Annotated in this window: 20 protein-coding genes; 14 read left to right on the top strand and 6 right to left on the bottom strand. The window is 72.3% G+C overall.

Going from position 1 to position 23,105, the window contains the following annotated elements:
- The first annotated feature begins 143 nt into the window (after positions 1–143).
- Both OG730_RS05610 and OG730_RS05605 read left to right on the top strand, forming a co-directional pair.
- Positions 144–1,157, top strand: coding sequence for a L,D-transpeptidase (locus OG730_RS05610; RefSeq protein WP_327303138.1), 1,014 nt, complete (start codon positions 144–146; stop codon positions 1,155–1,157).
- A gap of 524 nt (positions 1,158–1,681) precedes the next feature.
- Complete coding sequence (locus OG730_RS05605) at positions 1,682–2,446, top strand: DUF4328 domain-containing protein (protein WP_327303137.1); 765 nt, start codon at positions 1,682–1,684, stop codon at positions 2,444–2,446.
- 269 nt (positions 2,447–2,715) lie between these two features.
- On the opposite strand, the gene OG730_RS05600 is transcribed toward OG730_RS05605, so the two are convergent.
- Complete coding sequence (locus tag OG730_RS05600) at positions 2,716–2,985, bottom strand: hypothetical protein (RefSeq protein WP_327303136.1); 270 nt, start codon at positions 2,983–2,985, stop codon at positions 2,716–2,718.
- A 190-nt stretch (positions 2,986–3,175) separates the two neighbouring features.
- On the opposite strand from OG730_RS05600, the gene OG730_RS05595 reads away from it, so the two are divergent.
- The 3 genes from OG730_RS05595 to OG730_RS05585 are packed head-to-tail and all read left to right on the top strand — an operon-like array spanning position 3,176 to position 6,994.
- Positions 3,176–5,200 (top strand): oxidoreductase, encoded by a 2,025-nt coding sequence (locus OG730_RS05595; RefSeq protein ID WP_327303135.1) that lies wholly within the window; start codon positions 3,176–3,178, stop codon positions 5,198–5,200.
- A gap of 58 nt (positions 5,201–5,258) precedes the next feature.
- Positions 5,259–5,675 (top strand): PaaI family thioesterase, encoded by a 417-nt coding sequence (locus tag OG730_RS05590; protein ID WP_327303134.1) that lies wholly within the window; start codon positions 5,259–5,261, stop codon positions 5,673–5,675.
- The gene (locus tag OG730_RS05585; RefSeq protein ID WP_327303133.1) at positions 5,672–6,994 is read left to right on the top strand and encodes an MFS transporter; all 1,323 of its coding nucleotides are present in this window, start codon (positions 5,672–5,674) and stop codon (positions 6,992–6,994) included. The genes OG730_RS05590 and OG730_RS05585 overlap by 4 nt, the downstream gene beginning before the upstream one ends.
- Positions 6,995–7,018: 24 nt before the next feature.
- On the opposite strand, the gene OG730_RS05580 is transcribed toward OG730_RS05585, so the two are convergent.
- Positions 7,019–7,849, bottom strand: a complete 831-nt coding sequence (locus tag OG730_RS05580; protein WP_327303132.1) for a helix-turn-helix domain-containing protein — start codon at positions 7,847–7,849, stop codon at positions 7,019–7,021.
- Positions 7,846–8,595: a helix-turn-helix domain-containing protein gene (locus OG730_RS05575; RefSeq protein ID WP_327303131.1), complete on the bottom strand. Its 750-nt coding sequence runs from the start codon at positions 8,593–8,595 to the stop codon at positions 7,846–7,848. The genes OG730_RS05580 and OG730_RS05575 overlap by 4 nt, the downstream gene beginning before the upstream one ends.
- Before the next feature lie 264 nt (positions 8,596–8,859).
- Here OG730_RS05575 and OG730_RS05570 point away from each other — a divergent pair, with 264 nt between their 5' ends.
- Positions 8,860–9,231 carry a peptidoglycan-binding domain-containing protein gene (locus OG730_RS05570; protein WP_327303130.1) on the top strand — a complete coding sequence of 124 codons (372 nt, stop codon included), beginning with the start codon at positions 8,860–8,862 and terminating at the stop codon, positions 9,229–9,231.
- A gap of 331 nt (positions 9,232–9,562) precedes the next feature.
- Positions 9,563–10,663 carry a glycoside hydrolase family 18 protein gene (locus OG730_RS05565; RefSeq protein WP_327303129.1) on the top strand — a complete coding sequence of 367 codons (1,101 nt, stop codon included), beginning with the start codon at positions 9,563–9,565 and terminating at the stop codon, positions 10,661–10,663.
- A 75-nt stretch (positions 10,664–10,738) separates the two neighbouring features.
- Here OG730_RS05565 and OG730_RS05560 read toward each other — a convergent pair whose 3' ends face one another.
- Positions 10,739–12,730 (bottom strand): hypothetical protein, encoded by a 1,992-nt coding sequence (locus OG730_RS05560; RefSeq protein WP_327303128.1) that lies wholly within the window; start codon positions 12,728–12,730, stop codon positions 10,739–10,741.
- 243 nt (positions 12,731–12,973) lie between these two features.
- Between OG730_RS05560 and OG730_RS05555 the strand changes: the two genes are divergently transcribed.
- Genes OG730_RS05555 through OG730_RS05535 form a run of 5 tightly spaced genes read left to right on the top strand, consistent with a single transcriptional unit; the run spans position 12,974 to position 18,929 of the window.
- Positions 12,974–14,311, top strand: a complete 1,338-nt coding sequence (locus tag OG730_RS05555) for an ABC transporter substrate-binding protein (RefSeq protein ID WP_327303127.1) — start codon at positions 12,974–12,976, stop codon at positions 14,309–14,311.
- Positions 14,308–15,258: a carbohydrate ABC transporter permease gene (locus OG730_RS05550; protein ID WP_327303126.1), complete on the top strand. Its 951-nt coding sequence runs from the start codon at positions 14,308–14,310 to the stop codon at positions 15,256–15,258. The genes OG730_RS05555 and OG730_RS05550 overlap by 4 nt, the downstream gene beginning before the upstream one ends.
- Positions 15,255–16,085, top strand: coding sequence for a carbohydrate ABC transporter permease (locus OG730_RS05545; RefSeq protein ID WP_327303125.1), 831 nt, complete (start codon positions 15,255–15,257; stop codon positions 16,083–16,085). The genes OG730_RS05550 and OG730_RS05545 overlap by 4 nt, the downstream gene beginning before the upstream one ends.
- 4 nt (positions 16,086–16,089) lie before the next feature.
- Positions 16,090–17,925, top strand: coding sequence for a glycoside hydrolase family 36 protein (locus tag OG730_RS05540; protein ID WP_327303124.1), 1,836 nt, complete (start codon positions 16,090–16,092; stop codon positions 17,923–17,925).
- A complete protein-coding gene (locus tag OG730_RS05535; RefSeq protein WP_327303123.1) occupies positions 17,922–18,929 on the top strand; it encodes a LacI family DNA-binding transcriptional regulator in 1,008 nt (335 codons plus the stop codon). Before OG730_RS05540 ends, OG730_RS05535 begins: the two co-directional genes overlap by 4 nt.
- A gap of 105 nt (positions 18,930–19,034) precedes the next feature.
- On the opposite strand, the gene OG730_RS05530 is transcribed toward OG730_RS05535, so the two are convergent.
- Positions 19,035–19,847, bottom strand: a complete 813-nt coding sequence (locus tag OG730_RS05530) for a DeoR/GlpR family DNA-binding transcription regulator (RefSeq protein WP_327303122.1) — start codon at positions 19,845–19,847, stop codon at positions 19,035–19,037.
- Between the two features lie 127 nt (positions 19,848–19,974).
- On the opposite strand from OG730_RS05530, the gene galT reads away from it, so the two are divergent.
- Positions 19,975–21,048 carry a galactose-1-phosphate uridylyltransferase gene (gene galT / locus OG730_RS05525; RefSeq protein WP_327303121.1) on the top strand — a complete coding sequence of 358 codons (1,074 nt, stop codon included), beginning with the start codon at positions 19,975–19,977 and terminating at the stop codon, positions 21,046–21,048.
- The gene (gene galK, locus OG730_RS05520; protein WP_327303120.1) at positions 21,045–22,196 is read left to right on the top strand and encodes a galactokinase; all 1,152 of its coding nucleotides are present in this window, start codon (positions 21,045–21,047) and stop codon (positions 22,194–22,196) included. Before galT ends, galK begins: the two co-directional genes overlap by 4 nt.
- A 42-nt stretch (positions 22,197–22,238) precedes the next feature.
- On the opposite strand, the gene OG730_RS05515 is transcribed toward galK, so the two are convergent.
- Complete coding sequence (locus OG730_RS05515; protein ID WP_327303119.1) at positions 22,239–23,090, bottom strand: alkaline phosphatase family protein; 852 nt, start codon at positions 23,088–23,090, stop codon at positions 22,239–22,241.
- Positions 23,091–23,105 lie beyond the last annotated feature (15 nt).

Here is a 23,105-nt window from a genome sequence, read left to right as displayed (position 1 = left end):
TCGGCGACCACCGGCGATCCGGGACGAGACGGACCTGCGGTTCGTCACACAACGGTCATAAGCAGATAAGAACCGGACGGTTGCCGGCAGCCGTCCTCACTGCTGTACCCCAGCCAGCCCTTTCCAGAGAAGAGCCGTCCACCATGACGCGTGTTCGCCCCCAGAGGACCCCTGCGGCTTCCGCCCCCGGTCGTGGCCGCCCCGCGGCCCCGCTGTTCGCCGTCGTCGCCGGGCTGATGCTCCTCACGGCCTGCGGCTCCGGCGGGGACACGGATCGGGCGGACGACGCGAAGGGGTCCGCCGACGCGGCGGGTGTGCACGCCGCGGCGTCGCAGGCGGCCGTGCCGCAGAAGGTGACCACCGGAGCCGTACTGGACTTCGATCTGCTTCCGGGGGCGGGGAAGACGGTGGGCACGGGTCAGCCGGTGTCCCTGCAGTTCGAGAAGCCGGTCAAGGACAAGGCCGCGGTGGAGAAGGCGCTGACGGTCACCGCGTCGACCCCGACCGAGGGTTCCTGGGGCTGGGTCACCACGCCCTCGGGCCACGACCGCCTGGACTGGCGTCCCAAGGAGCCCTGGAAGCCCGGTACGGACGTCACGGTCAAGGGCACGCTCACCACGGTCGATCCCGGCGGCGCGCACTTCGACCGGGACCTGGACCGCACGTTCAAGATCGGCCGGGACCAGCAGCTGACCGCCGACCTCGACACCCACCGGCTCATCGTCGAGCGCGACGGCAAGGTGGTGAAGTCCATCCCCATGTCCGGCGGGCAGCCCGTCAAGGGTCGCCAGTCCCGACTGGGCACCTACGCACTCAAGACCCGGGAACCCAAGGTGCACATGACCTCCGCGTCCGTGGGCGGGCCGGTGGACTACGACGTGGTGGTCAACTGGGGCATGCGGGTGACCGACACCGGCGCGTACCTCCACCAAGGGGTTCCCGAGGCGCAGAAGTACGTCGGCAACACCAACCACAGCGCCGGCTGCATCGGCATGACCCCGGCCGACTCGAAGTGGCTCTTCGACAACACCATCCTCGGCGACCTGCTCACGATCAAGGGGAAGGAAGCCATCAAGAACGTCGACGGCCCCGGCAACGGATACGCCGACTGGAGCATCGGCTACGACGACTGGAAGAAGCTGAGCAAGGCCGCCTGACCCCCCGCCCCGGCCACGCCCCGCTTCCCTCCGGCATCGGCCCCACACTTCGCCCTCGCGGCCCCGTCCGCGTCGCCGGTCATCCCGCCATCCGGCCGGCGGGATGACCGGCCGTCACCTGTACGAAGAGAACGACCGTCCTCTCCTGACAGGCAAGCACTCCGGTTCACCCTGATGCCCGCCCCCCCTCGCGAGGCTGTCGGCCGCCGACGTGGGTGACGAATCCGACTTGTGACCATTCCGGCCGTACGGGGTCGTCGGAAGCGTCCGGCGACGGTGACGGCCGGTCGACCGTCTCGCGCCCGTTCGGGGTTGATGCCTCGACATGTACCCCCTCAAGATCACTTGCTCTCCCCGCAGCCGACTGGCAGAGTCCGGCGGACGGCCGCACCAGGCGGCACGGATCGGCACCGGACCCGAAGCTCAGGCATGGCCGGGGGTGCCGAGGGGCGCCGTGCGCGTCAGCCGGCCGGCTTCCTTCTTTTCACGTCACACGTTCACGTTCCCGTGGGGGGTACCACTTCATGTCCTACAGCACGCCCGGCTCGCCGCCACCCGCGGCATCTGACCCCGACTACGCCCACCAAGCGGTACCCGTCCAGCCGTTGCCGGGCTGGAACTCGCTGCCCGACACACCCCGCCCGCCCCGCGGCCTGTCCATCGCCACGATCGTGCTGCTCTCGGTCTCCGGCGCGTACGCCCTGCTCCTGACCGGAACCGGCCTTTACGTCCGCTCGGTACTGGAGAGCGGCCAGTACCCCGAAGCGGGCACGGCCGACAGCCTCACCCCGCCGGACGCGCTTATGGCCTTGGCCGCCCTCATCCAGATGCCGCTCCTGCTCGCCACGGCCGGCGTCTTCATCACCTGGTTCTACCTCGCCCACAAGACCGCCAAGGCCTTCAGGCCCGACACGGCGACCCGGTCCAGCGGCTGGGCCATCGGCGGCTGGTTCATCCCCTTCGGCAACCTGGTCATCCCCGTCCGCGTCGCCAGGGAGACCTGGGAAGCGAGCCGCCAGCTCAGCCCCAACGGCTCCGACCGACCCACCTCCACCGCGTTCATCACCTGGTGGTGGCTGATGTGGCTCCTGTCCCTGCTCGCCGACCGGGTGTACGGGGCCCTGTACGACAGTGCCACCGACGCGGCGGGCCTCTCCGCCACCGCCGGCGCAGCCGCAGCACAGGGGATGCTGTCGCTCGTGGCCGCCCTCCTCGCGATCCGCTTCGTCCACAGACTGGCCGCCCTCCAGACCCTGCGGGCGGCAACAGGGCCGTACGCACCCGAGTGACAGGGCCAGGCACGGGGCGACAACCCAGCGCGTCATCACCCGTGGACGACCAGCACGCCCCTTGCGGGACCGTGCCCGTGCACGTGGGGCTCCTCCAGGCGGCCGCCCTCCTGCGGGATGCCGTTCGGCTCCGGTTCACGCCCAAACAGCCGCTGGCGGCGACCAGGAGCAGCGCGGGCGGTACGCACGCGACCGGGCGGGCTCCGGTGGGGGCTGGGATCAGGTCTTGGAGGCGCCCAGGGCGCTGCCCCGCAGCCATTCGTCCCAGCTCAGGTTCCATTCGCCTTAGCCGTCTGCTGCCCCGTGAGGACCAGGGAGACGGGCTGTCCGATGCCGACCGTCGTGCCGTGCGCGGGGGCGTCCGCAGCGTCCACGGCGTCCGGCGCGGCCTTGCGGCCGAGCCGGTCGGTGTCAGACTCGGCGATGGCGCAGCCGGTGAGCAGCACCGTGGCCGCGGCGGCGGCCAGGGCCGCGCGCATGGCGGGGGCGCCGTGGCGCACGCGGGCGTCACGGCCCTCGGGGGCGGGGAATGCGGGCATCCCCCGATCCTTCGCGATCACTCCGGCCCGTGAACTGCGCCACAGGTGCCGCCGGTGAAGGCCCTCGGCCCTGGGAATCCGCGGATCTCCGGGCCGCGGGGTTCCGCACTCGGTTGTGCACCTAGTTGCATAATAAGCGCCCGCTCAGCTAGAACAGGTTCATCACCCCCCGCGCGAGGAGGCGCCCCCCATGAGTCCCCAGAGCCGGTACCCGCACCTGCTGAGCCCCCTGGACCTCGGTTTCACCACCCTGCCGAACCGCGTGATCATGGGCTCCATGCACACCGGCCTCGAAGAGCACGAGCGGGGCTTCGAGCGCCTCGCCGCCTTCTACGCCGAGCGCGCCCGCGGCGGCGCGGGCCTGATCGTCACCGGCGGCATAGCCCCGAACGACGCCGGACGGCCCTTCGAGGGGGGTGCCCGCCTCACCACCGAGGAGGAGGCCGCCGAGCACCGGGTGGTCACCGACGCGGTGCACGCCGAGGGCGGGAAGATCGCGATGCAGATCCTCCACTTCGGCCGCTACGCCTACCACAAGGACCTGGTCGCCCCCAGCGCCCTCCAGGCCCCCATCAGCCCCTTCGTCCCGAACGCGCTCACCGACGCCGACGTCGAGCGCACCGTCGAGGACTTCGTCCGCGCCGCCCGGCTCGCCAAGCTGGCCGGCTACGACGGCGTCGAGATCATGGGCTCCGAGGGCTACCTGGTCAACGAGTTCATCGCCGCCGCCACCAACAAGCGCACCGACCGCTGGGGCGGCGCCTACGAGAACCGCGTGCGCTTCCCGCTGGAGATCGTCCGGCGCACCCGCGCGGCCGTCGGCGAGGACTTCATCCTCATCTACCGCCTCTCCATGCTCGACCTGATCCCCGGCGGCTCCACCCTCGACGAGGTCGTCCACCTCGCGAAGGAGATCGAGGCGGCCGGCGCCACCATCATCAACACCGGCATCGGCTGGCACGAGGCCCGCATCCCCACCATCGCCACCTCCGTCCCGCGCGGCGCCTACACCTGGGTCACCAAGCGGCTGATGGGCGCGGTCTCCGTCCCCCTCGTCACCAGCAACCGCATCAACACCCCGGAAATCGCCGAGGAGTTGCTCGCCGACGGCCGCGCCGACCTGGTCTCGCTCGCCCGCCCCTTCCTCGCCGACGCCGATTTCGTCGCCAAGGCCGCCGCCGGGCGCTCCGAGACCATCAACACCTGCATCGGCTGCAACCAGGCCTGCCTGGACCACACCTTCAGCGGCAAGCTCACCACCTGCCTGGTCAACCCGCGCGCCTGCAACGAGACCGAACTCATCCTGTCTCCGACGCAGTTGAAGAAGCGCGTCGCCGTCGTCGGAGCGGGCCCGGCCGGCCTGGCCTGCGCCGTCTCCGCGGCCGGCCGCGGCCACGCCGTCACCCTCTACGAGGCCTCCGGCCACATCGGCGGCCAGCTCGACATCGCCCGCCGCATCCCCGGCAAGGAGGAGTTCGAGGAGACCATCCGCTACTACGGCACCCAACTCGCCGAGCACGCGGTCGAGGTCAAGCTGAACACCCGCGCCGACGTCGAGACCCTGCGCGGCTACGACGAGGTCGTCGTCGCCACCGGCGTCACCCCCCGCATGCCCGACATCGAGGGCGTCGACGGCCCCAACGTCGTCAGCTACCTCGACGTCCTGCGCGACGGCGCCCCCGTCGGGCAGCGCGTCGCCGTCCTCGGCGCCGGCGGAATCGGCTTCGACGTCGCCGAGTTCCTCACCGACAGCGGCGAAGGCGCCTCCCAGGACCCGGAGGTCTACTTCCGCCACTGGGGCGTGGACACCGCCTACACCGGACCCGGCGGCCTCACCGCCCCCGAGCGCCCCGCCCCGCCGCGCCAGGTGCACCTGCTCCAGCGCAAGGCCACCAAGGTCGGCGCCGGGCTCGGCACCACCACCGGGTGGATCCACCGGGCGGAGCTCAAGCACCGCGGTGTCGTCTCCGTCGCCGGGGCCGCGTACGACCGGATCGACGGCGAGGGCCTGCACATCACGGTGGAGGGCGAGCAGCGCCTCGTACCCGCCGACACGGTGGTCCTGTGCACCGGCCAGGAACCGCGCCGCGACCTGTACGAGGCCCTGCGCGCGGCCGGCATCGAGGCGCACCTGATCGGCGGCGCCGACGTGGCCGCCGAACTCGACGCCAAGCGGGCCATCCGCCAGGGCACGGAACTGGCCGCCTCCCTCTGAGGCGCGCCTGGCGCGAAGGGAGTTGTGGCGGTCCGGGCCGGGCCGCCACAATCACCCGATGACGACGCTGACGCCGGCAGACGCGGACAAGATCCTCCACGACAACTTCGCCCCCTGGGTGCTCGCCCTCGGACTCACCGTCCAGGAGACGGGGGACCGGCACGCCGTACTGCGGCTGCCCTGGTCCGACAGCCTCGCCCGCGACGGCGGGGGCCTCAGCGGGCAGGCCCTGATGGCCGCCGCGGACACCGCGACCGTCATCGCGATCTCCGCCGCGCGCGGGGCCTACGGTCCGATGACCACCGTCCAGCAGTCCACGAGCTTCCAGCGGCCGGTGATCGGCGCCGACGTGCTGATCGACGTACGGGTCACCAAACTCGGCAAGCGGATGGCCTTCGCCGACATCACCATGACGCCCGAGGGCGCCGAGGAACCGGCCGCGAAGGCCTCCACCGTCTACGCCCTGCTGGGGTGAGCGGCCCGCGGAGCGGACTGCGGCACAACCGCCCCTTCATCGTCTTCTGGCTCGGCCAGGCCCTGTCGGTGCTCGGCGGCTCCATATCGATGCTCGCCCTGCCGCTGATCGTCCTCGAACTCACCGGATCCGTGGTCGGGATGGGCCTGATCACCGCCCTCTCCGGGGTCTTCGCCATCGCCACGGGAACCTTCGCGGGGCACGTGGTGGACCGGGTGGACCGCCGCCGCCTGATGATCGGCTGCGACCTCGCGCGGGCCGCGCTCCTGGGCTCCGTCCCGCTGGTGTGGTCCTTCGGCGGCCCGCGGATCTGGTGGCTGTACGTGCTGACCGCGCTGGTCACCGTACTGAAGACGCTCTTCGACGTGGCCTACGTGAGCGCCGTGCCCGCCCTGGTCGAACCGGCCGACCTGACCGCCGCCAACGCCCGGCTGATGGGCACCTTCGCCCTCGGCACCCTCCTCGGCCCGGTCGTGGCCGGCCTGCTCGTCGCGGGGATCGACGGGTCCTGGGCGCTCGCCCTGGACGGAGCCACCTTCCTCGTCTCGGGGATCAGCCTGCGGTGGGTCCGCTTCCGCACCCGGGGGGACGCCGCAGCGCCCTGGCCGTCGCGGACGAACACCTCACTGCGCGAGGTGTTCGTGGTCGGCTTCCGCTTCCTGTGGTCGCACGCCCTGCTGCGCCCCCTGACGGTCCTGCTCACCCTCCTCACCTTCGTCACCATCGGCGCCACCGACCTGCTGATCTTCCGCCTCGAGGACGAGCTCGACCGCTCCCCGGCGACCATCGGCTACGTGATGGCCGTGAGCGGCATCGGCATCGTCTGCGCCTCCTTCGCCGCCGGGCCGCTGCGCCGGACCCTCGGCTTCGGCCCGTGCTGGCTCGGCTCGGTCGCGCTGATCGGCCTGTCCGTGGCGGGCATCGGGGTCAGCCGCGGCGTGCCCGTGATCGCGGGGATGGCCGTCCTCTTCATGTTCGGGGTGACGCTGGGCGGCGTCTGCTCCATGACCCTGCGCCAGGAGGTCACCCCGGACCACCTGCTCGGGCGGGTCACATCCGCGTTCTGGACGGTCCACAACGCCTCGGGCCCGGTGGGAGCCGCGGTGCTCACCGCCCTGGCGGCCCGGCACGGCGTCCCGTCGACCAGCCTGGCCGCGGGCGCCTTCTGCGTCCTGATCGCCGCCACGGGCCTCCTGACCCCCCTGCGCTCCGCCCGCCCGGAACCGCCGCGCAAACCGGTGGCGGGCGCGCCCGGGGGGCCGCCGGATCCCACCGCCACCGCTTCCCGGCGCGGTCCGCGACGGGGCCGCCGCCGGTGAACGGCGGGCCCGGTGCCGGGTGGTTCAGCCGAAGCAGACCCGGGCGCCGTCGGCCGGGTTGCCCGGGGTCACGCACGAGCGGGTGCCCGCGGTCCCCTGGGGTACCGCGGCCATCGGAGTCGCCGCGTACCGACCGAGGTCCGCCTCGCTCACCCACAGTTCCTGCGGGTCCGGGACACCGGCGACGAACAGCTCGACGTGGTCCCCGGGTTGCAGGCCCGAGGTCCGCACCCACACGGCCCGGCACAAGGCCCCGTACCGCAGTTCGAGCTGACGGGAGCCGGGCCCCGTGTCCGTGCGCAGGTCGGTGACCATGCCCGCACCCCCGCACCCCATGCGCACCGGGTCCTTGCCGGTGCAGCTCGCCGCGGAACAGCCGGGATTGCGAATCGGTTTCTCCGTCGTCCCGGCACCATCGGAGTGCCGCGGTCCGCTCCCGCGCGGCAGGAGCAGGCTCGCGGTCACGATGAGGGTGATGCCGCCGACCGCGGAGGCCGCCAGGACCGTCCGCCGGCGTCGGCCACCCGGTACGGGGCGGGGGCCGACGGGGGAGGTGGGGGACGTGGAGGACGTGGAGGAGGCGGGGGAGGCGGGGGACGTGGGGACGGCTCGGCCGCTCCAGGCGCTGTCCGCGAGTTCCCACAGCGCGAGCAACTCACCGGGCTGCCGGCGTGCGAGGGCGCACAGCGCCTCGACCGCCTGCCGGGGCGGCGGCTGCTTGCCGTTGAGATAGCGCTCCCAGGAGGATTTGCTGAACGGGGTGCTCCGGCCGAGGTCCGCGAGGCTCAGGCCAGTCCGCCGACGCAGCTGCCGGAGCTCGGCGGCCAGGTGCCCGCACTCCGCCGGCAGGGTCACTTGCGCAGCTCCGCCCAGGTCTTCGGGCCGACGATCCCGTCCGCGACCAGTCCGTGCGCCGCCTGGAACCGGGTGGCGGCGTCCTTGGTGTCCTGGCCGTACAGCCCGTCGGTGCTCTTCGGGTCGAAGCCGTGCTCACGCAGCAGGCACTGGACCTCGACGACGTCGAAGCCCGTGCTGTTGGTGTCGAGCAGGATCTCGCGGCTGGTGCTGTGCCCGGCGTGCAACGCACCTTGCTGCCGGCTGATCTTGCAGTCGTACGCCACTCCGCGCCGGTAGCCGGACGTACCGGCATCCCCGCCATCCGCCCCGTCATCGGCCCAGGCGCCACCGGTCAGGAGACCCGCGCCGAAGGCCACGACCACGGCCGCCGCGATCCCCGCGAGGAAGGCGCGGAACGGGACGGTGCGCACTCTCGGGCCGGCCGGGGTTTCCGGCCGTGGCGCCGCACCGTCCGTCGCCCCGGCCGCGGCCGGGGCCTGCTGTCGGGCCTGGACGACGACGTCGTGCAGGACCACCAGCCGCGTCGGGTCCGCCCCGCAGAGCTGGGCCAGTTCCTCGACTGCCTCGCGGGGCACTGACTGCTTCCCGTTGAGATACCGCTCCCACGAAGAGCGGCTGTAGCCGGTCTTGGCGGCGAGGGCGGCCAGGCTCAGGCCGCTGTGGTCCTTCAGGCGCCGTAACTCGGCCACCAGCCGACGCTCCCGGCCGTCGAGGCCGGCGGGCAGTTCCTTCCAACGAGCCACTGTGGCTTCCCCCCTCAATCCAGGGCACAGCATCGGGCCGCCACCCGCGGATTGGCCAGGGCCCGGGATGCTTTGGCCCGATCCCCCCTCGTCCCGGCGTCCCACGAAAGTGTCCCGGAGCAACACGTCCCAGCAGTTCAAAGCGTGGGACGTCCCACGCTGACCCCCGTCTCCGGGCTTGCTGGACACCGCCGATGTTGGCGCAGGAGAGTCGCTGCCAACACCGGGCCGGATGCCCGGTCGTCGACAACGGAGGCACAGCAGATGAACCTTCGCAAGCAGATCATGGTGACCGTGGCCACGGCCGTACTCGGTGGCGGACTCGCCCTCGGCGGCGTCGCCAGCGCGGCCCCCGTCCCCTCGGAGCAGAGCGCCGCCTACACCTGCAACTACTACAGCGGCACCGCGCTCACCACGACGGGCCAGACCGGCTCGGAAGCGGTGAAGCGCATCAAGCAGGTGCAGTGCCTGATCAACCAGAACACCAGCTACCCGACCTGGCTGACGGAGGACGGCCAGTTCGGTTCGGCCACCTACAACGCCGTGAAGAGCGTGCAGAGCCACGCCGGCATCTCGGTCGACGGCCAGGTCGGCCCCAACACCTGGAGCAAGCTCCGCGCCGGCGTCTGGTGGTAGTCCGCGCCTGACCCGGTCCACCCAACCGGCCGCGCGCACGTGCCACGCACCACCTGCCGCTGCCCCCCCTGACGGGACACGGATGGTCATGACAAGACGGGGGATGACCATCCGACCCCGCGGCCACCGCAGGGCGTTCGCCGAACGGCTGCCACAGCCGTTCGGCGAACGCGTCCGCGTTTACGAGCCGGACGACCCCGGGACGACCAGGGGCCGACCCCGGACGATGCCCGAGAGACGAGGCGCGGACCCTTGTCGAGTTGGTCTGTACCTGCCACCCTGGCGGCGGTCGCCACCCCCCACTCGGGCCGCTCCCTCCCCGGAGGCGTTGATGCGTCACAGACTGCTCGGTGTTCTCGTCCTGCTCCTCGCACTGCTCCTCCCCGTCCCCGCCGCGACGGCGACCGGCACCGCGGCGTCCGCCGTCTCGGCGACCGGCCCGCAGGTCTACGGTGCCTGGCACTGCAGCAACGACGCGTGTACCTGGGGCACCGTCCGCACCATCGCGGAGTTCGACTCGATGAACCACTGGCTCATCGACCGCGGCGACGGCCGGCCCTCCGTGAACCTGGTCGTCCTGAGCTTCGTCGAACCGCTCAAGCTGCTGCACCGTACGAACGACGCGACCACCGTCGACGGCCTCCCGCGCGGGATCACCCCGGAGATCGTCCAGTACTTCACCTCGCGCGGCATCCGCGTGATGCTCTCGATCGGTGGCATCACCTACACCGACGAGTGGGACGCGGCCCTGTCCGAAAACGCCGCACAGCTCGGGCTGAACGCCGCCGACGCCGCGACCCGGCTGGGTGTCGGCATCGAGATCGACTACGAACAGAACACCAACCCGAACCTGGCCGGCCTGCAGACCTTCATCGACACCTACCGGTCCCGCCACCCCTACGACGCCTCCGGAGCCGACCAGCGCGCGCGGCTCACGATCGACACCGCCGCCGGTGACCGCTGGCTGATCGGCATCAACCGCAAGGCCACCGCCGACTGGCTCCGTACGGACGTACCGGTGCTCGACTACGCCAACGCGATGGTCCCCGCCCGCCAGCCCTCCGCTTCCGGCGCGATCGCCAACTGGCAGGAACACCTCGACGGCAAGTCCACCTACTCGCCGCCCGTCCTGCCGCTGGCGCCCGCCAAGTTCACCGCGGGGCTCTACATCAGCGACCAGACGAAGTCGCTGCCCGAGTGCACCGCCTTCGCGAACTCCCTGCAGAAGTCCACCGGTTCCTTCACCCAGACCGCGGCGCCCCACGGCGCGGGAACCACGGCCGGCCTGCTCGGCTACATGTTCTGGGCGGCCGAAAGGCCCTCGACCCGGGGGACGGGAACCCAGCCGCCGAACACCTGCGAGGGCGGCGTGGGCGCGGGCGCCACCGCCTACTCCATCCCGCTGCCGATGCCGCCCCTGCGGCAGAACTGACCGCTGAGGGCCAACCGGTGGCCGTGCGGTGACTGCCGGTGGCCGGGTGGCGGCTGCCGGTGGGCCGGTCCCGGTTCAGCCCGCCTGGACGGTGATCGTGCGGCCGGGGGCGACGGTCGCGGTCGCGTAGGTGTACGTGAACCCGTCCAGCACCTTGGTGCGCGCCGGCTGGGGCACTCCGTCGATCGTGAGCGTGGCATAGGTGCCGGGGAAGCGGGCCTCCCAGGTGTACGGGGCGCTGCCCGAGGTGTGCGTGAGCGTGGACTTGGTCGCCCCGTCGTGGCGCAGGGCGAAGGCCGAGTCGCCGATCCGGAGGTCGTCGATCCGCAGCCAGTCCATGCCCGAGGGCAGCCGGGACCCGGTGCTCAGGGTGTGTGAGGGTGCGTCGGGGGTGACGCCCAGCAGGCCTTCGACGGTCTGGCCGAGCAGGGTGAAGGAGACCTCGGGGTAGTCCCCGTTGGTGCCCTGCTTGGTGTTCACGTGCTGGATGTCCTTGTGGTCGTAGACGTCCTTCATCCACTTCCAGCCGGTGTCGTTGCGGTTGTTCCGGAAGAAGGTGTCGGGGAGGTACGTGAGGGCCTCGATGTTGGAAGGGCGGCCCGGGCCCGAGGCCTGCTGGTCGATGTAGTCCAGGTAGGCCTCCCGGCGGGGGCCGGGGTCGATGATCCGCTTCATGGGCATGAACCAGCTGTTCTCCTTGCCCCAGCCGGTCAGGGCGCGCCCGTCCGTGGTGTAGCCGCGCACCATGGACGCACCCGAACCGGCGCCGCTCCAAGTGGAGTTGAAGTAGGCCTTCAGGTCTCCGGCCTTGGTCTCGTACCGGTCGGCTAGGGCGCCGTCCCCCTTGGAGCGGGCGAGCGAGGCCATCGCCAGGTACGCCTGGTACTGCGAGCCGATCGCGTCGCCGGCCTCGGCGAGGGGCTCGCCGCTCTGCTCGTTGTAGCTGGCGGTGCCCTGGAAGATGCCCTGGCCGGTGCCTTCCGCCACCTTCACGGCGCCGTTGTCCTTGAGCCCGTCGTGCAGGGTGACGAACTCGTCGGTGGCGTGGCGGTAGAACTCCCACAGGGCCGGATCGTCGAGGTAGGCGCGGTCCCCGCTCCAGCGGTACGCCTCCTCGGACTTCTGCACCAGCTCGAAGGTGGCGGGCACCTCGCGGACGAAGTTCGTCGGGCTCTTGTAGTCGATCGAGAGGTAGGTCGAGGTGTCGAAGTTGAAGGCCCACGCCGGGTAGTACTTGTGCTCCGGGGTGGCGGACGCGGCGAAGGAGCGGAGCATCGACTTGTTCTCGGCGTGCAGGGCGAGCACCCCCGCCCCGGACAGCTGGTGGGCCATGTCGCGCGAGTAGTAGCCGCTGCGGTTGGCGTAGCCGGCCCAGTAGGAGGCGGCGTAGGTGCCGTTGCCGCTGCCGCCGGTGCGGTTCTCGTCCACGTTGAGCGGGCCCCTGGTGCCCGGCAGGTGCACCCAGCTGTTGGCCTTGCGCTTGGACCAGTCGAACATCTCGACGATCTTCGGGTCGGAGGAGCTGACCCGGGGGTCCGCGGGGGAGGCGGGAGAGAGCATCACGTCGTCGGCGTTGACCCAGGCATCCCCGGACTCGAAGGCGATCTCCAGGACGTCACCGGGGGCGAGGGCGATCCGACCGAGCGTGTAGCGCCGGTAGTTCGAGGCGCTCGGCAGGGTGAGCGTCGCGGCGACCGCGCCGTTCACGCGGGCGGTGTAGTGGCCGTTCGGCCCGCCCGTCGCGATCCAGGCGGATATGTCGTACGTCCCCCGGCCCGTGGCCGTCACCGTCTGGGACACCTTCTTGCCCGCCCCGCCGTCGAGGTAGGCCAGCCGCGCGGCGCCGTGCGGGTAGTTCGTGGCGACCCCGGTGCCGGAGGTGAACCGCCATCCGGTACGCCCCTGTTCGAAGCCGGGGTTGGTGACGGTCAGCAGGGCGGGGGTCTGTGCGGAGCCGGCGGCCCTGCCCGTCGGCTCCGCCGCCGAGGCCGGGCCGCCGAGGGTGAGCGGGGCGAGCGGCAGGAGCAGGGCGAGGGCGGACAGGAGTGGCACACGGGAACGCGTCATCGGGTTCTCCCTGGTGTGGGCGGGGTGCGGCTGGGCCTGCCGGGGCAGGGCGGGGCGGGCGGCACGCTAGCAACCGTCTCTGAGAGTTTGCAATGGTCTTGTCAGGATCTGTTGCGCGATCCAACTGAAAGTTTTCATCAGACTCTTGCAAGTGAGGAGAAGGCGTGGCTACAGTCCTGGCCAGTCGGCTTCCGCAACGGTGCGAGCAGGGGTGGGTCAGGTATGGAACTGGAACGTCGGAGAGTGCTGCGGACGGTTGGAGCCATCGCCGCGGGGGCCGGATCGCTCGGCGCCCTGACCGCCTGTTCCGGCACGGGCGGCGAAGCCGCCGGGGGGCAGGCCGGGGCCGCGGGGGAGAAGGACAAGGGCAGGATCACGGTCTGGTCCTGGCAGGGCCCCGCCGCCGAAATGAAGGCGCTCGTCCCGGAGTTCAACAAGAAGTACCCCGGGATCGAGGTGACGGTCGAAGACATCGGCAACCCCGCCATCTGGGACAAGATCACCACCGGGCTCGCGGCCGGCGGCCAGGGCCTCGCCGACGTCCTGCACATCGGCGTCGACTACCTGCCCGGCTATGTGGAGAAGTTCCCCGGCGGCCTCGCCGACCTCGCGCCGCTCGGCGCGGACACCTACCGGGACGCCTTCGCCCAGGGCATGTGGCAGACCGTGTCCCCCGACGGCAAGCGGGTCAACGCCCTTCCCTGGGAGGCGAATTCGGCGGGCTTCTACTACCGGGCCGACCTCTTCGAGAAGGCCGGGGTCGATGCCGGCGCCCTGCAGACCTGGGAGGAGACCATCGAGGCCGGCAAGGAGATCAAGGCAAAGACCGGCGCCCACCTGCTGGGCATCGACAAGCCCGCCTCCCAGGCCGACGCCGCCAACTTCTTCCAGATGCTGCTCCAACTCCAGGGCGCCTTCTACTTCGACCTCGGCGGGAACATCACCCTCGACTCGCCGGAGTCCGTGAAGGCCATGACCCTCATCAAGACGATGAACGACGCCGGCCTGGTCAGCGACCTCGCCGGCGGCTGGAACGCCCTGATGAGCTCGCTGAAGCAGGGGACCGCGGCCGTCCTGCCCATGCCCACCTGGTTCGGCGGCATCATCGAGGAGCAGGTGCCGCAGGAGGCGGGCAAGTGGAAGGTCCGGCTGCCCCCGGCTGTGCGCCGGGGCGGATCCACCGCGGCCACGGTCAACTCCACCCACCTCGCGGTGGCGGGCGGCAGCAAGCACCGGGCCGCCGCCTGGTCCTTCATCGAGTTCGTGCTCACCCGGCCGGCCTCCCAGGTGCGGATCTACCGGGGCAAGGGGATCGCCCCCGCCCTGATGAGGGCCTACGAGGACGCCGTCTTCCACGAGCCGTCCGCCTTCTTCGGCGGCCAGAAGAAGGGCGAGGTCTTCCTGGAGGCGCTCAAGGCCCCCTCGCCCGCGTTCAATTACACCGCCGACTACGCGCGGGCCCTCAAACTGGTCACCGACGCCCAGTCCAAGGTGCTGCTGAGCGGCGCCGACCCGGCGAAGGTCCTCAAGGAGGCCGCCGACCAGCTCGGCCGGCAGACCGGACGCAAGGTCTCCCGGTGACCAGCCCGTCCACGGCGTCCGCCCCGTCCGCCACGCGCGCCGGCCGCGGGGTCCGGGCCGTCGCCGCGCGCGGGACGGCCCGGCGCCCCCGGGCGGGCCGGCGCGCGGCCCCGTACCTCTTCGTCCTGCCCGCGCTGCTCCTCTTCGCCGCCTTCAAGCTCTACCCCATCGGCCGGTCCTTCGTGATCAGCCTCCACAAGACCGTCGGCGGGAGCGACCGGTTCGTCGGCGCGGACAACTACGCGCGGCTGCTGCACGATCCGCTGTTCTGGACCGCCCTGAAGAACACCGCGGTGATCCTCGCCGTCCAGGTACCGGTCATGCTGGCTCTCGCCACCGGCCTCGCCGTGGCCCTCGACTCCACCGCCCTGCGCGCCCGCGCCGTCTTCCGGCTCGGCTTCTTCCTGCCGATGGTCACCGGCCTGGTCGCCTACGGGATCGTCTTCTCCGTCCTGCTCAACAAGGACTACGGTCTGGTCAACTGGCTGACCGGGCTCGTCGGTCTGGACCCGTCGCCGTGGCTGACCGACCCCCTGTGGGCGAAGGTGTCCCTCGGCCTGGCGCTGACCTGGCACTACACCGGCTACAACGCGGTGATCCTGCTCGCCCGCCTGCAGTCCGTGCCCGCCGAGCTCTACGACGCCGCGGCCGTGGACGGGGCCGGGCCCTGGCACGCTTTCCGCCACGTCACCCTGCCGGGCCTGCGCCCCGCGCTCCTGCTCACCACGGTGCTGTCCACCATCGGCACCCTGCAGATCTTCGACGAGCCGTACGTGCTCACCGGCGGTGGCCCGGACAACGCCACCCTGACCATCGGCGTGTACGTCTACCAGAACGCCTTCAAGTACTTCGACTTCGGCTACGCCTCCGCCATCGCCTACGCCCTGGCCGTCCTCATCGGCATCCTCGGCGTGATCCAGTTCCGCTTCCTGGGGGAGAAGTCATGACCGCCGCCCGACACCGCGGCAGGAGCATCCTGCTCACCTCCGGACTCGCCATCGCGCTGGCCGCCGTCCTGGTCCCCTTCTACTGGCTCGTGGTCGCCGCCACGCACAGCTCCGGGGAGATCTTCGACAGCCCGCCGCCCCTGCTGCCCGGCGGGCACCTCGCGGAGAACCTGCGAACGCTGCAGGACACCGCGCACTTCGGGCGGGTGGTCCTCAACTCCCTGCTCATCGCGGTGATCTACACCCTGTGCGCGGGGGCCGTCTGCACGCTGGCCGGCTACGGCTTCGCCAAGTACCGCTTCCGCGGCCGCGAACCGCTCTTCGGGCTGCTCATGCTCGGGCTCGTGGTCCCCGCCCAGGTCACCCTCGTACCGCTCTTCCAGCTGATGGCCGAACTGCGCTGGCTGGGCACCTACCAGGCCGTGATCATGCCCAATCTGGCCCTGCCCTTCGGCATCTTCCTGATGCGCCAGTCCATGGCCGCGCTCCCCGACGAACTCCTCGACTCGGGACGCATGGACGGCTGCGGTGAACTGCGGCTGTTCTGGAAGGTGGTGCTCCCTCCCATGAAACCGGCGCTGGCCGCCTTGGCGATCTTCCTCTTCCTGTACCAGTGGAACGACTTCATCTGGCCGCTGATCGTCCTGCGCGACAGCGCCACGTTCACGGTCCCGGTGGCCCTCGCCTCCCTCCAGGGCCTGGACGAGACCGACTACGGAGCGATCCTCGCCGGAACCGCGGCCGCCGCGATCCCGATGGCCCTCGTATTCCTCGCGCTCCAGCGCCAGTTCGTGTCCGGCCTGCTCGCCGGCGCCGTGAAGGAGTGACCCCGTGACCAGTGCCGTGACCAGTGCCGTGACCAGCGCCGTGACGAGCGGCGTGACGAGCGGCGTGACCAGCGACGTGCCCACCGCCGAGCCCGTCACCACCGCGGGGCTGGCGCCCGCCCGCGAGGAGCCGCTGCTCGACGGGGTCTCGCTCGCCGTCCTCGCCCACGCCCCTGGCGTCCACCCGGCCTGGACGCTGAGCGAACTCCCCGACGGGCTGCGGATGCTGGAGGTCCGGGCCGACGGGGCCCCCGTCGAGATCCGCTTCTCCGTGCCCCTCGGCGACGCCGCCGGCTACTGGCATCCGCAGGGCGGCTGGCGGCGCACCCTCCTCGCCGACTGGGAGGGCCGCTCCAGGGTCTCGCTGGTCGACGGCCACGCCGCCGGCTGCCTCTACGACCACGACGGCGCGACCCTGCTCGCCTTCGCCGCCACCGACCCGGTGCCCGAGGCCGAGCTCCGCTTCGGGGTCTCCGAGGAGAACGACACCCACGTCGTCCACCTCCGGCTGCCCGCCGCCCGACAGGCCCACCGGATCCTGCTCGTCCCCCGCGCACCCTCGGTGGCACGGGCCCTGCGGGCCCTGCGCTCCTGGTTCGACGCCGAACTCGCCCCCGCGCCGGTGCCCGACGCGGCCCGCACCCCCGTCTACTCCACCTGGTACGCCTTCAACCAGGACGTCAGCGCCGCCGCCGTCGAAATCCAGGCCGAACTGGCCGCCGGACTCGGCTGCGGAGCACTGATCCTCGACGACGGCTGGCAGGAGCAGGGCCACGGGCGCGGGTACGCCGGCTGCGGGGACTGGGAGCCGGACCGGGCCAAGTTCCCCGACTTCGCCGGACACGTGGCCCGGGTCCGGGCGCACGGGCTGAGCTACCTCGCCTGGGTCGCCCCGCTGCTGCTCGGCTCCGGAGCCGCCTGCCACGACCGCTGGGCCGGCTGCGCACCCGCCCCCGCCACCGTGCCCGGGGCGCACGTGCTCGACCCCCGCCGCCCCGAGGTGCGCGCGCACGTCGTCGGTTTCTGCGTCAGGCTGGTCCGCGCGTACGGGCTCGACGGACTCAAGCTCGACTTCCTGGAGCAGGCCATGGTGTACGCGGGCGACGGCGCGGGGGACGTCGGCGTGGCCATGGTGACCCTGCTGACGGAGCTGCGCGCCGCCCTGGAATCCGTACGCCCCGGCGTGCTGCTGGAACTGCGCCAGCCCTACACCGGACCCGGCATGGCCCCCTTCGGCAACATGCTCCGCTCCGTCGACTGCCCGGCGGACGCCATCGCGAACCGGGTCCGCACCCTCGACACCGCACTGCTCGCCGTCGGCGGGGCCGTCCACTCCGACATGCTCCTCTGGTCGCCCGGGGCGCCCGTGGCGGCGGTGGCCCGGCAGCTGATCGGGGCCCTGCACGCGGTGCCGCAGATCTCCGTACGGCTGGACCGGCTGCCGGCGGCGCACCGGGAGGCGGTCGGGTTCTGGCTGGGACGGTGGCGGCTGTGGCGGGGGCTGCTGCTGGACGGGGAGGTGGAACCGGGCCGGCCCGACGAGCTGTACCCGCTGGTGCGGGTGAGCGCCGGGGACCACTGTCTGCTGAGCGTGCACGGGGACCGGGTCGTCCCCCTGGACTTCTCCGCGTACCGCCGCTTCGACCTGGTCAACGGCTCGGACCGGGACCGGGTGATGGTCGAGGTGCTGGGCGGCGGGGGCGCGGTCGGGGGAGTGGTCCACGGGCCGGACGGCCGTATCATGGACGGTCCGCCGTCGTACCTGCCGGAGGGAGCTCGCTCGCTGGCGGTGCCGCGCGGCGGTCTGGTATCGCTCACGATCACGGAAGGACCGCGATGAAGGTCGGGATCACCGAGGTCGCCGCTCGCGCCCAGGTCAGCGAGGCGACCGTCAGCCGGGTGATCAACCGACGCCAGGGCGTGTCGAAGAAGACCCGGGACGCGGTCGAACAGGCCATGGCGGAAGTCGGCTACGAACGGCAGACCCAGGGCCAACTGGTCGCGGTGATCACCGAGTTCGTGTCCAACCCGTTCTTCGCCGATGTCGCCGAGCGCATCGAGTCGGCGCTCGCCCCGCACGGACTCAAGACCATTCTCTGCCCGGCCTTCCCGGGCGGGGTCCAGGAGCGAGACTTCATCTCCGCGCTCGTCGACAAGGGCGTCGCGGCCGTCGTCTTCCTCTCCGCGTCCAACACCGTCGAGGGCGCCGACACCGAGACCTACGAACTGCTGCGCCAGCGCCGGGTCCCGTACGTCGGCATCAACGGCGAGTTCGCGGACGGGGTGGCGACCCCGGTCTTCTCCACCGATGACGCGCTCGCCGCGGAGCTGGCCGTCGACCACCTCCACCGGCTCGGTCACCGCAGGATCGGCATGGCCTCCGGCCCGGCCGGCAACCAGCCGGCGGACCGCCGGGTCCGGGGCTTCCTGGAGGCGATGGCCAAGCGGGGCATCGAGGAGCCGGAGCGCTGGGTGATCCGGCAGTCCTACACGGTGGAGGGCGGTCAGGCCGCCGTCGGCCCGCTCCTCGCCCTGGGCGCCACCGCGATCGTGGCCGCCAGCGACTACATGGCCCTCGGGGCGATCCGGGGCATCCGCCGGCAGGGCCGCGCGGTGCCCGGGGACGTCTCGGTCGTGGGCTACGACGGCTCGTCCATCACCGAGTTCACCGACCCTCCCCTGACCACGGTGCGCCAGCCCGCCGACCGGCTCGCCCTGGAGGTCGGGCGGAGCGTACTGGCGCTGGTCAGCAACCGGGACGTGCCCACGGGGGAGCTCTTGTTCGACCCCGAGCTGGTCATCCGGGCGACCACCGGACCGGCCCCCGCGGAGCCTGGGGCCTGAATCCGGGTTCTGATCCGGGGCCTGATCCGGGGCCTGAATCCGGGTTCTGATCCGGGGCTCCGGCCGCCCGCCCCGGGCGGTTCCCGGGGGCTGTCCCGCGGACTCTCAGGGCCGCTCCTCGCCCGCGACGAGGAGTTCGCCCACTTCCTCCGCGAGCGCGGCGCGGGCGGGCGCGGGCAGACCGGCATCGGTGACGAACCAGTCGGCCTGGCGGAGCGCCGCGAAGCCGCTGAGCCCCACCACCCCCCACTTGCTGTGGTCCGCCACGACCGCGACCCGGCGCGCCGAGGCGACCAGGGCGCGGTTGGTCTGGGCCTCCATGAGGTTGGGGGTGGTCAGGCCGGCGCCCTGCGCCACCCCGTGCGCGCCGAGGAAGAGCAGGTCCACGTGGAGGGAGCCGATCGTCAGGTCGGCGAGCGGCCCGACCAGGGCGGCCGAGGGCGTGGGCGAGCCGCCGGTGAGCAGCAGGGTGGGGGCGCCGGCGCCGCGCTCCCGGCCTTCGGCCCACACCAGTTCCGCCACCGGGAGGGAGTTGGTGACGATGGTGAGCCGCGGGATGCCGAGGAGCCGGGCCGCGACCGCGTGCGCGGTGGTGCCGCCCGATACGGCGATCACGCTGCCCGGTTCCACCAGGGTCGCGGCCGTGTCCGCGATGGCGGCCTTGGCGTCGCCCTCCAGGTCCGACTTGGCCTCGAACCCGGGCTCGTGCGCGCTCGCCCCGGCCGGGGCGACGGCTCCGCCGTGGACCTTCTCCACGAGCCCTTGCCGGGCGAGGGCGTCCAGGTCCCGGCGGACGGTCATGTCCGAGACGCCGAGCTGCCCGACCAGGTCCGCCACCCGCACCGCGCCCTCGCGCCGGACCGAGTCCAGGATCAGCGCGCGTCGCTGGTGGGCCAGTTGGGCAGCCTGCTCGGCCACGGGTCGCTCCCGGGAATCGGCGAAACCGGTCAGAAGGCAGCAAGATAACACGGCAATGTTGTTTAAGTCTGGGGGAAACCTCGGCGTGGGCTGGTGGAAAATGTTCGAGAGTGTTTATTCTCGGTAGGTGAAGAAGACCCTCGCGAAACTCGCGGACGGCCGCGAACTGATCTACTTCGACACCGACGAAGGTGCCGTGCGCGACGCGCCCGACCTGCGCCCACTGGATCCCGTGGACAGCAGGCCGGAACTGCGGCGGGACGAGGCCACCGGTGACTGGATCACCATCGCCTCCCACCGCCAGAACCGGACCTACCACCCGCCCGCCGGCGAATGCCCGCTCTGCCCCTCCCGGGACGGCCGGCTTAGCGAGATCCCCGCCGCCGACTACGAGGTCGCCGTCTTCGAGAACCGCTTCCCCTCCCTCGCGGGCGGGGCCGGGCGCTGCGAAGTCGTCTGCTTCACCCCCGACCACGACGCCGGTTTCGCCGACCTCACCCCGGCCGCGGCCCGGCTGGTCCTGGACGCCTGGACCGACCGCACCGCGGAACTCTCCGCCCTCCCCGGTGTCGAGCAGGTGTACTGCTTCGAGAACCGCGGAGCCGAGATCGGCGTGACCCTCGCCCACCCGCACGGGCAGATCTACGCCTTCCCCTTCGTCACGCCGCGCACCGCCAAGATGACCGCCGCCGCGCGGGCGCACCGCGCCGCCACCGGCCGCAACCTCTTCGAGGACCTCGTTTCCGGGGCCCGCGCCGCCACCGACCGGGTCGTGACGGCCGGGGAGCACTGGACCGCCTTCGTGCCCTACGCCGCCCGCTGGCCGTACGAGGTCCACCTCTACCCCCACCGCCGGGTCCCCGACCTGACCCGCCTCACCGAAGCGGAGCGGGCCGAGTTCCCCGGGATCTACCTCGACCTGCTCCGCCGCTTCGACCGGCTGTTCCCCGTACCGGAGGTGGAGGCGGAGGCCGATGCGGATGCGCGGCGGGAGGCCGCCCCCACCCCGTACATCTCCGCGTGGCACCAGGCGCCCCGCACCGATGGCGGGGAACTCGCCCTGCACCTGGAGCTGTTCACCATCCGCAGGACCCCCGACAAGCTCAAGTTCCTCGCCGGGACGGAGTCCGGGACGGAAGCCTTCATCAACGACGTGGCCCCCGAGACGGCCGCGCGACGACTGCGGGAGGCCCTCGCGTGAACCGGACCGCACAGGCAGCGGGCACCTTCGCGAAGCTCTTCGGCGGTTCCCCCGACGGGGTCTGGGCGGCGCCCGGCCGGGTCAACCTGATCGGTGAACACACCGACTACAACGACGGGTTCGCCCTCCCCATCGCCCTCCCGCAGACCACCCTGCTCGCCGCCCGCGCCCGTACGGACGGCCGGCTGCTGCTGCACAGCGCGCAGGGCGACGGCCGGATCACCGAACTGGCCGTGGCCGACCTGGCCCCGGGAGCCGTGCCGGGCTGGGCCGCGTACCCGGCCGGTGTGGTCTGGGCCCTCGCCGGGGCCGGACACCCGGTCGGCGGCGCGGACCTGCACTTCGACAGCACCGTGCCCACCGGCGCGGGGCTCTCCTCCTCCGCCGCCCTGGAGTGCGCGGTCGCCGTCGCCTACGACGAGCTGTACGGACTGCGGCTGCCCGGGCCCGAACTGGCCCGGATCGCCCAGCGGGCGGAGAACGCCTTCGCCGGAGTGCCCTGCGGGATCATGGACCAGATGGCCTCCGTGTGCTGTACCACCGGGGCCGCCCTCCACCTCGACGCCCGCACCCCGGAGAGCCACCGGCGAGTCCCCCTCGACCTCCCGGGGCAGGGGCTCGGACTGCTCGTGATCGACACCCGGGTCTCCCACGACCTGGGAGACGGGGCGTACGCGGCCCTGCGCGCGGGCTGTGAACGGGCGGCCGGGCTGCTCGGCCTGCGCGCCCTGCGGGACCTGCCCGCCCGGGACCTCGCGGGGGCCCTGGAGGAACTCCCCGAGGAACTCGTCCCGTTGGTCCGTCACGTGGTGACCGAGAACGGCCGGGTCGCCGAGGCCGTGGCCCGGCTCCGCGAGGGCGACGCGGCCGCCCTGGGCCCGATCCTGACGGCCGGTCACGCGTCGCTCCGCGACGACTACCGGGTCTCCTGTCCGGAGACCGACCTGGCGGTGACCGCCGCGCTCGGCGCCGGGGCCCTCGGCGCCCGGATGACGGGAGGCGGCTTCGGCGGCTCCGTCATCGCGCTGGTGGAGGCGGGGCGCGAGAACGCGGTGGGCGACAGCGTCACGGCGGCCTTCGGCGCGGCCGGCCACCGTTTCCCGCGGCTCCTCACCGTCACCCCGGCGGCCGGCGCCCGACGGCTGTGACCGGGGGCGGGGCCGGAGCCCCGCCCCCGGAAGCCCGCCCGGTCAGGCGGTGAAGCTGGTGAAGGGTGCGCCGTCCAGGGTCCAGTGGCCGTCCAGGCCGATGCCCAGGGCCGCGTAGACATGGGCGGCGACATCGGTGTGCCGGACCACCGGCGGGGTCACGCCGGCTGCCAGACCGGGCCCGCACGCGGCGACCCAGGCGGTGCGCTCCAGTTCGCTGCGGCCCCCGTGGCCCCCCTCGTCCCGGTGCCCGTGGTCGGTCACCACGATGACCGTCCACTGCTCCCCGGGGTGGCCCGGCCGGTCGCGCACGGCCTTGACCAGGCGGCCCAGGCGCTGGTCCGCCGTCTCGATCGAGCGGCGGTACTCCTCGCCGCAGCCCAGGAAATGGGCGGTCTCGTCGACGGCGCCGAGGTAGACGAAGGAGGCGTGGAGCTCCTCCCCGGAGCCCAGCACGTGCGCCGCTTCGGCGGTCACGGCCTCGTCGGCCTCCTCCCAGGCCTCCGGCGTGTCCGCGCGCGGGGCGATGTAGCTCAGCCGGCTGGGGGCGGTGAAGAGCGGCCCGCCCTGCTGGGCGAGGAACAAGGGGGCCCAGCCGCCGGCCGCGAAGGTCCGCCGCCCGCATTCGAGTGCCAGGCGGGTGGTGAAGTCGGGGAAGACGTCGAGTCGGTTGCCGTCGAGCCGGTTGCCCCACACCCCGTGCTTGGCGACGGTGACCCCGGTGGCGATGGTGGACCAGCAGGGTCCGGACATCGTGGGCGTGGTCTCGTCGATCTCGACGGGGGCGAGGAAGCCCGCGTCCGCTATCTCGTCCAGGTGGGGGGTGTCCAGCTGCGGCAGCAGGTCGAGCCGAACGCCGTCGATGCCGACGACCAGAACGTGTTGAGTGTGCATAGTCCGGTCCAAGGT

Origin of the sequence: Streptomyces sp. NBC_01298 (assembly GCF_035978755.1) — a bacterium.
In the GTDB taxonomy this organism is placed as follows: Bacteria; Actinomycetota; Actinomycetes; order Streptomycetales; family Streptomycetaceae; genus Streptomyces.
This window is presented reverse-complemented; position numbering and strand designations above follow the sequence as displayed.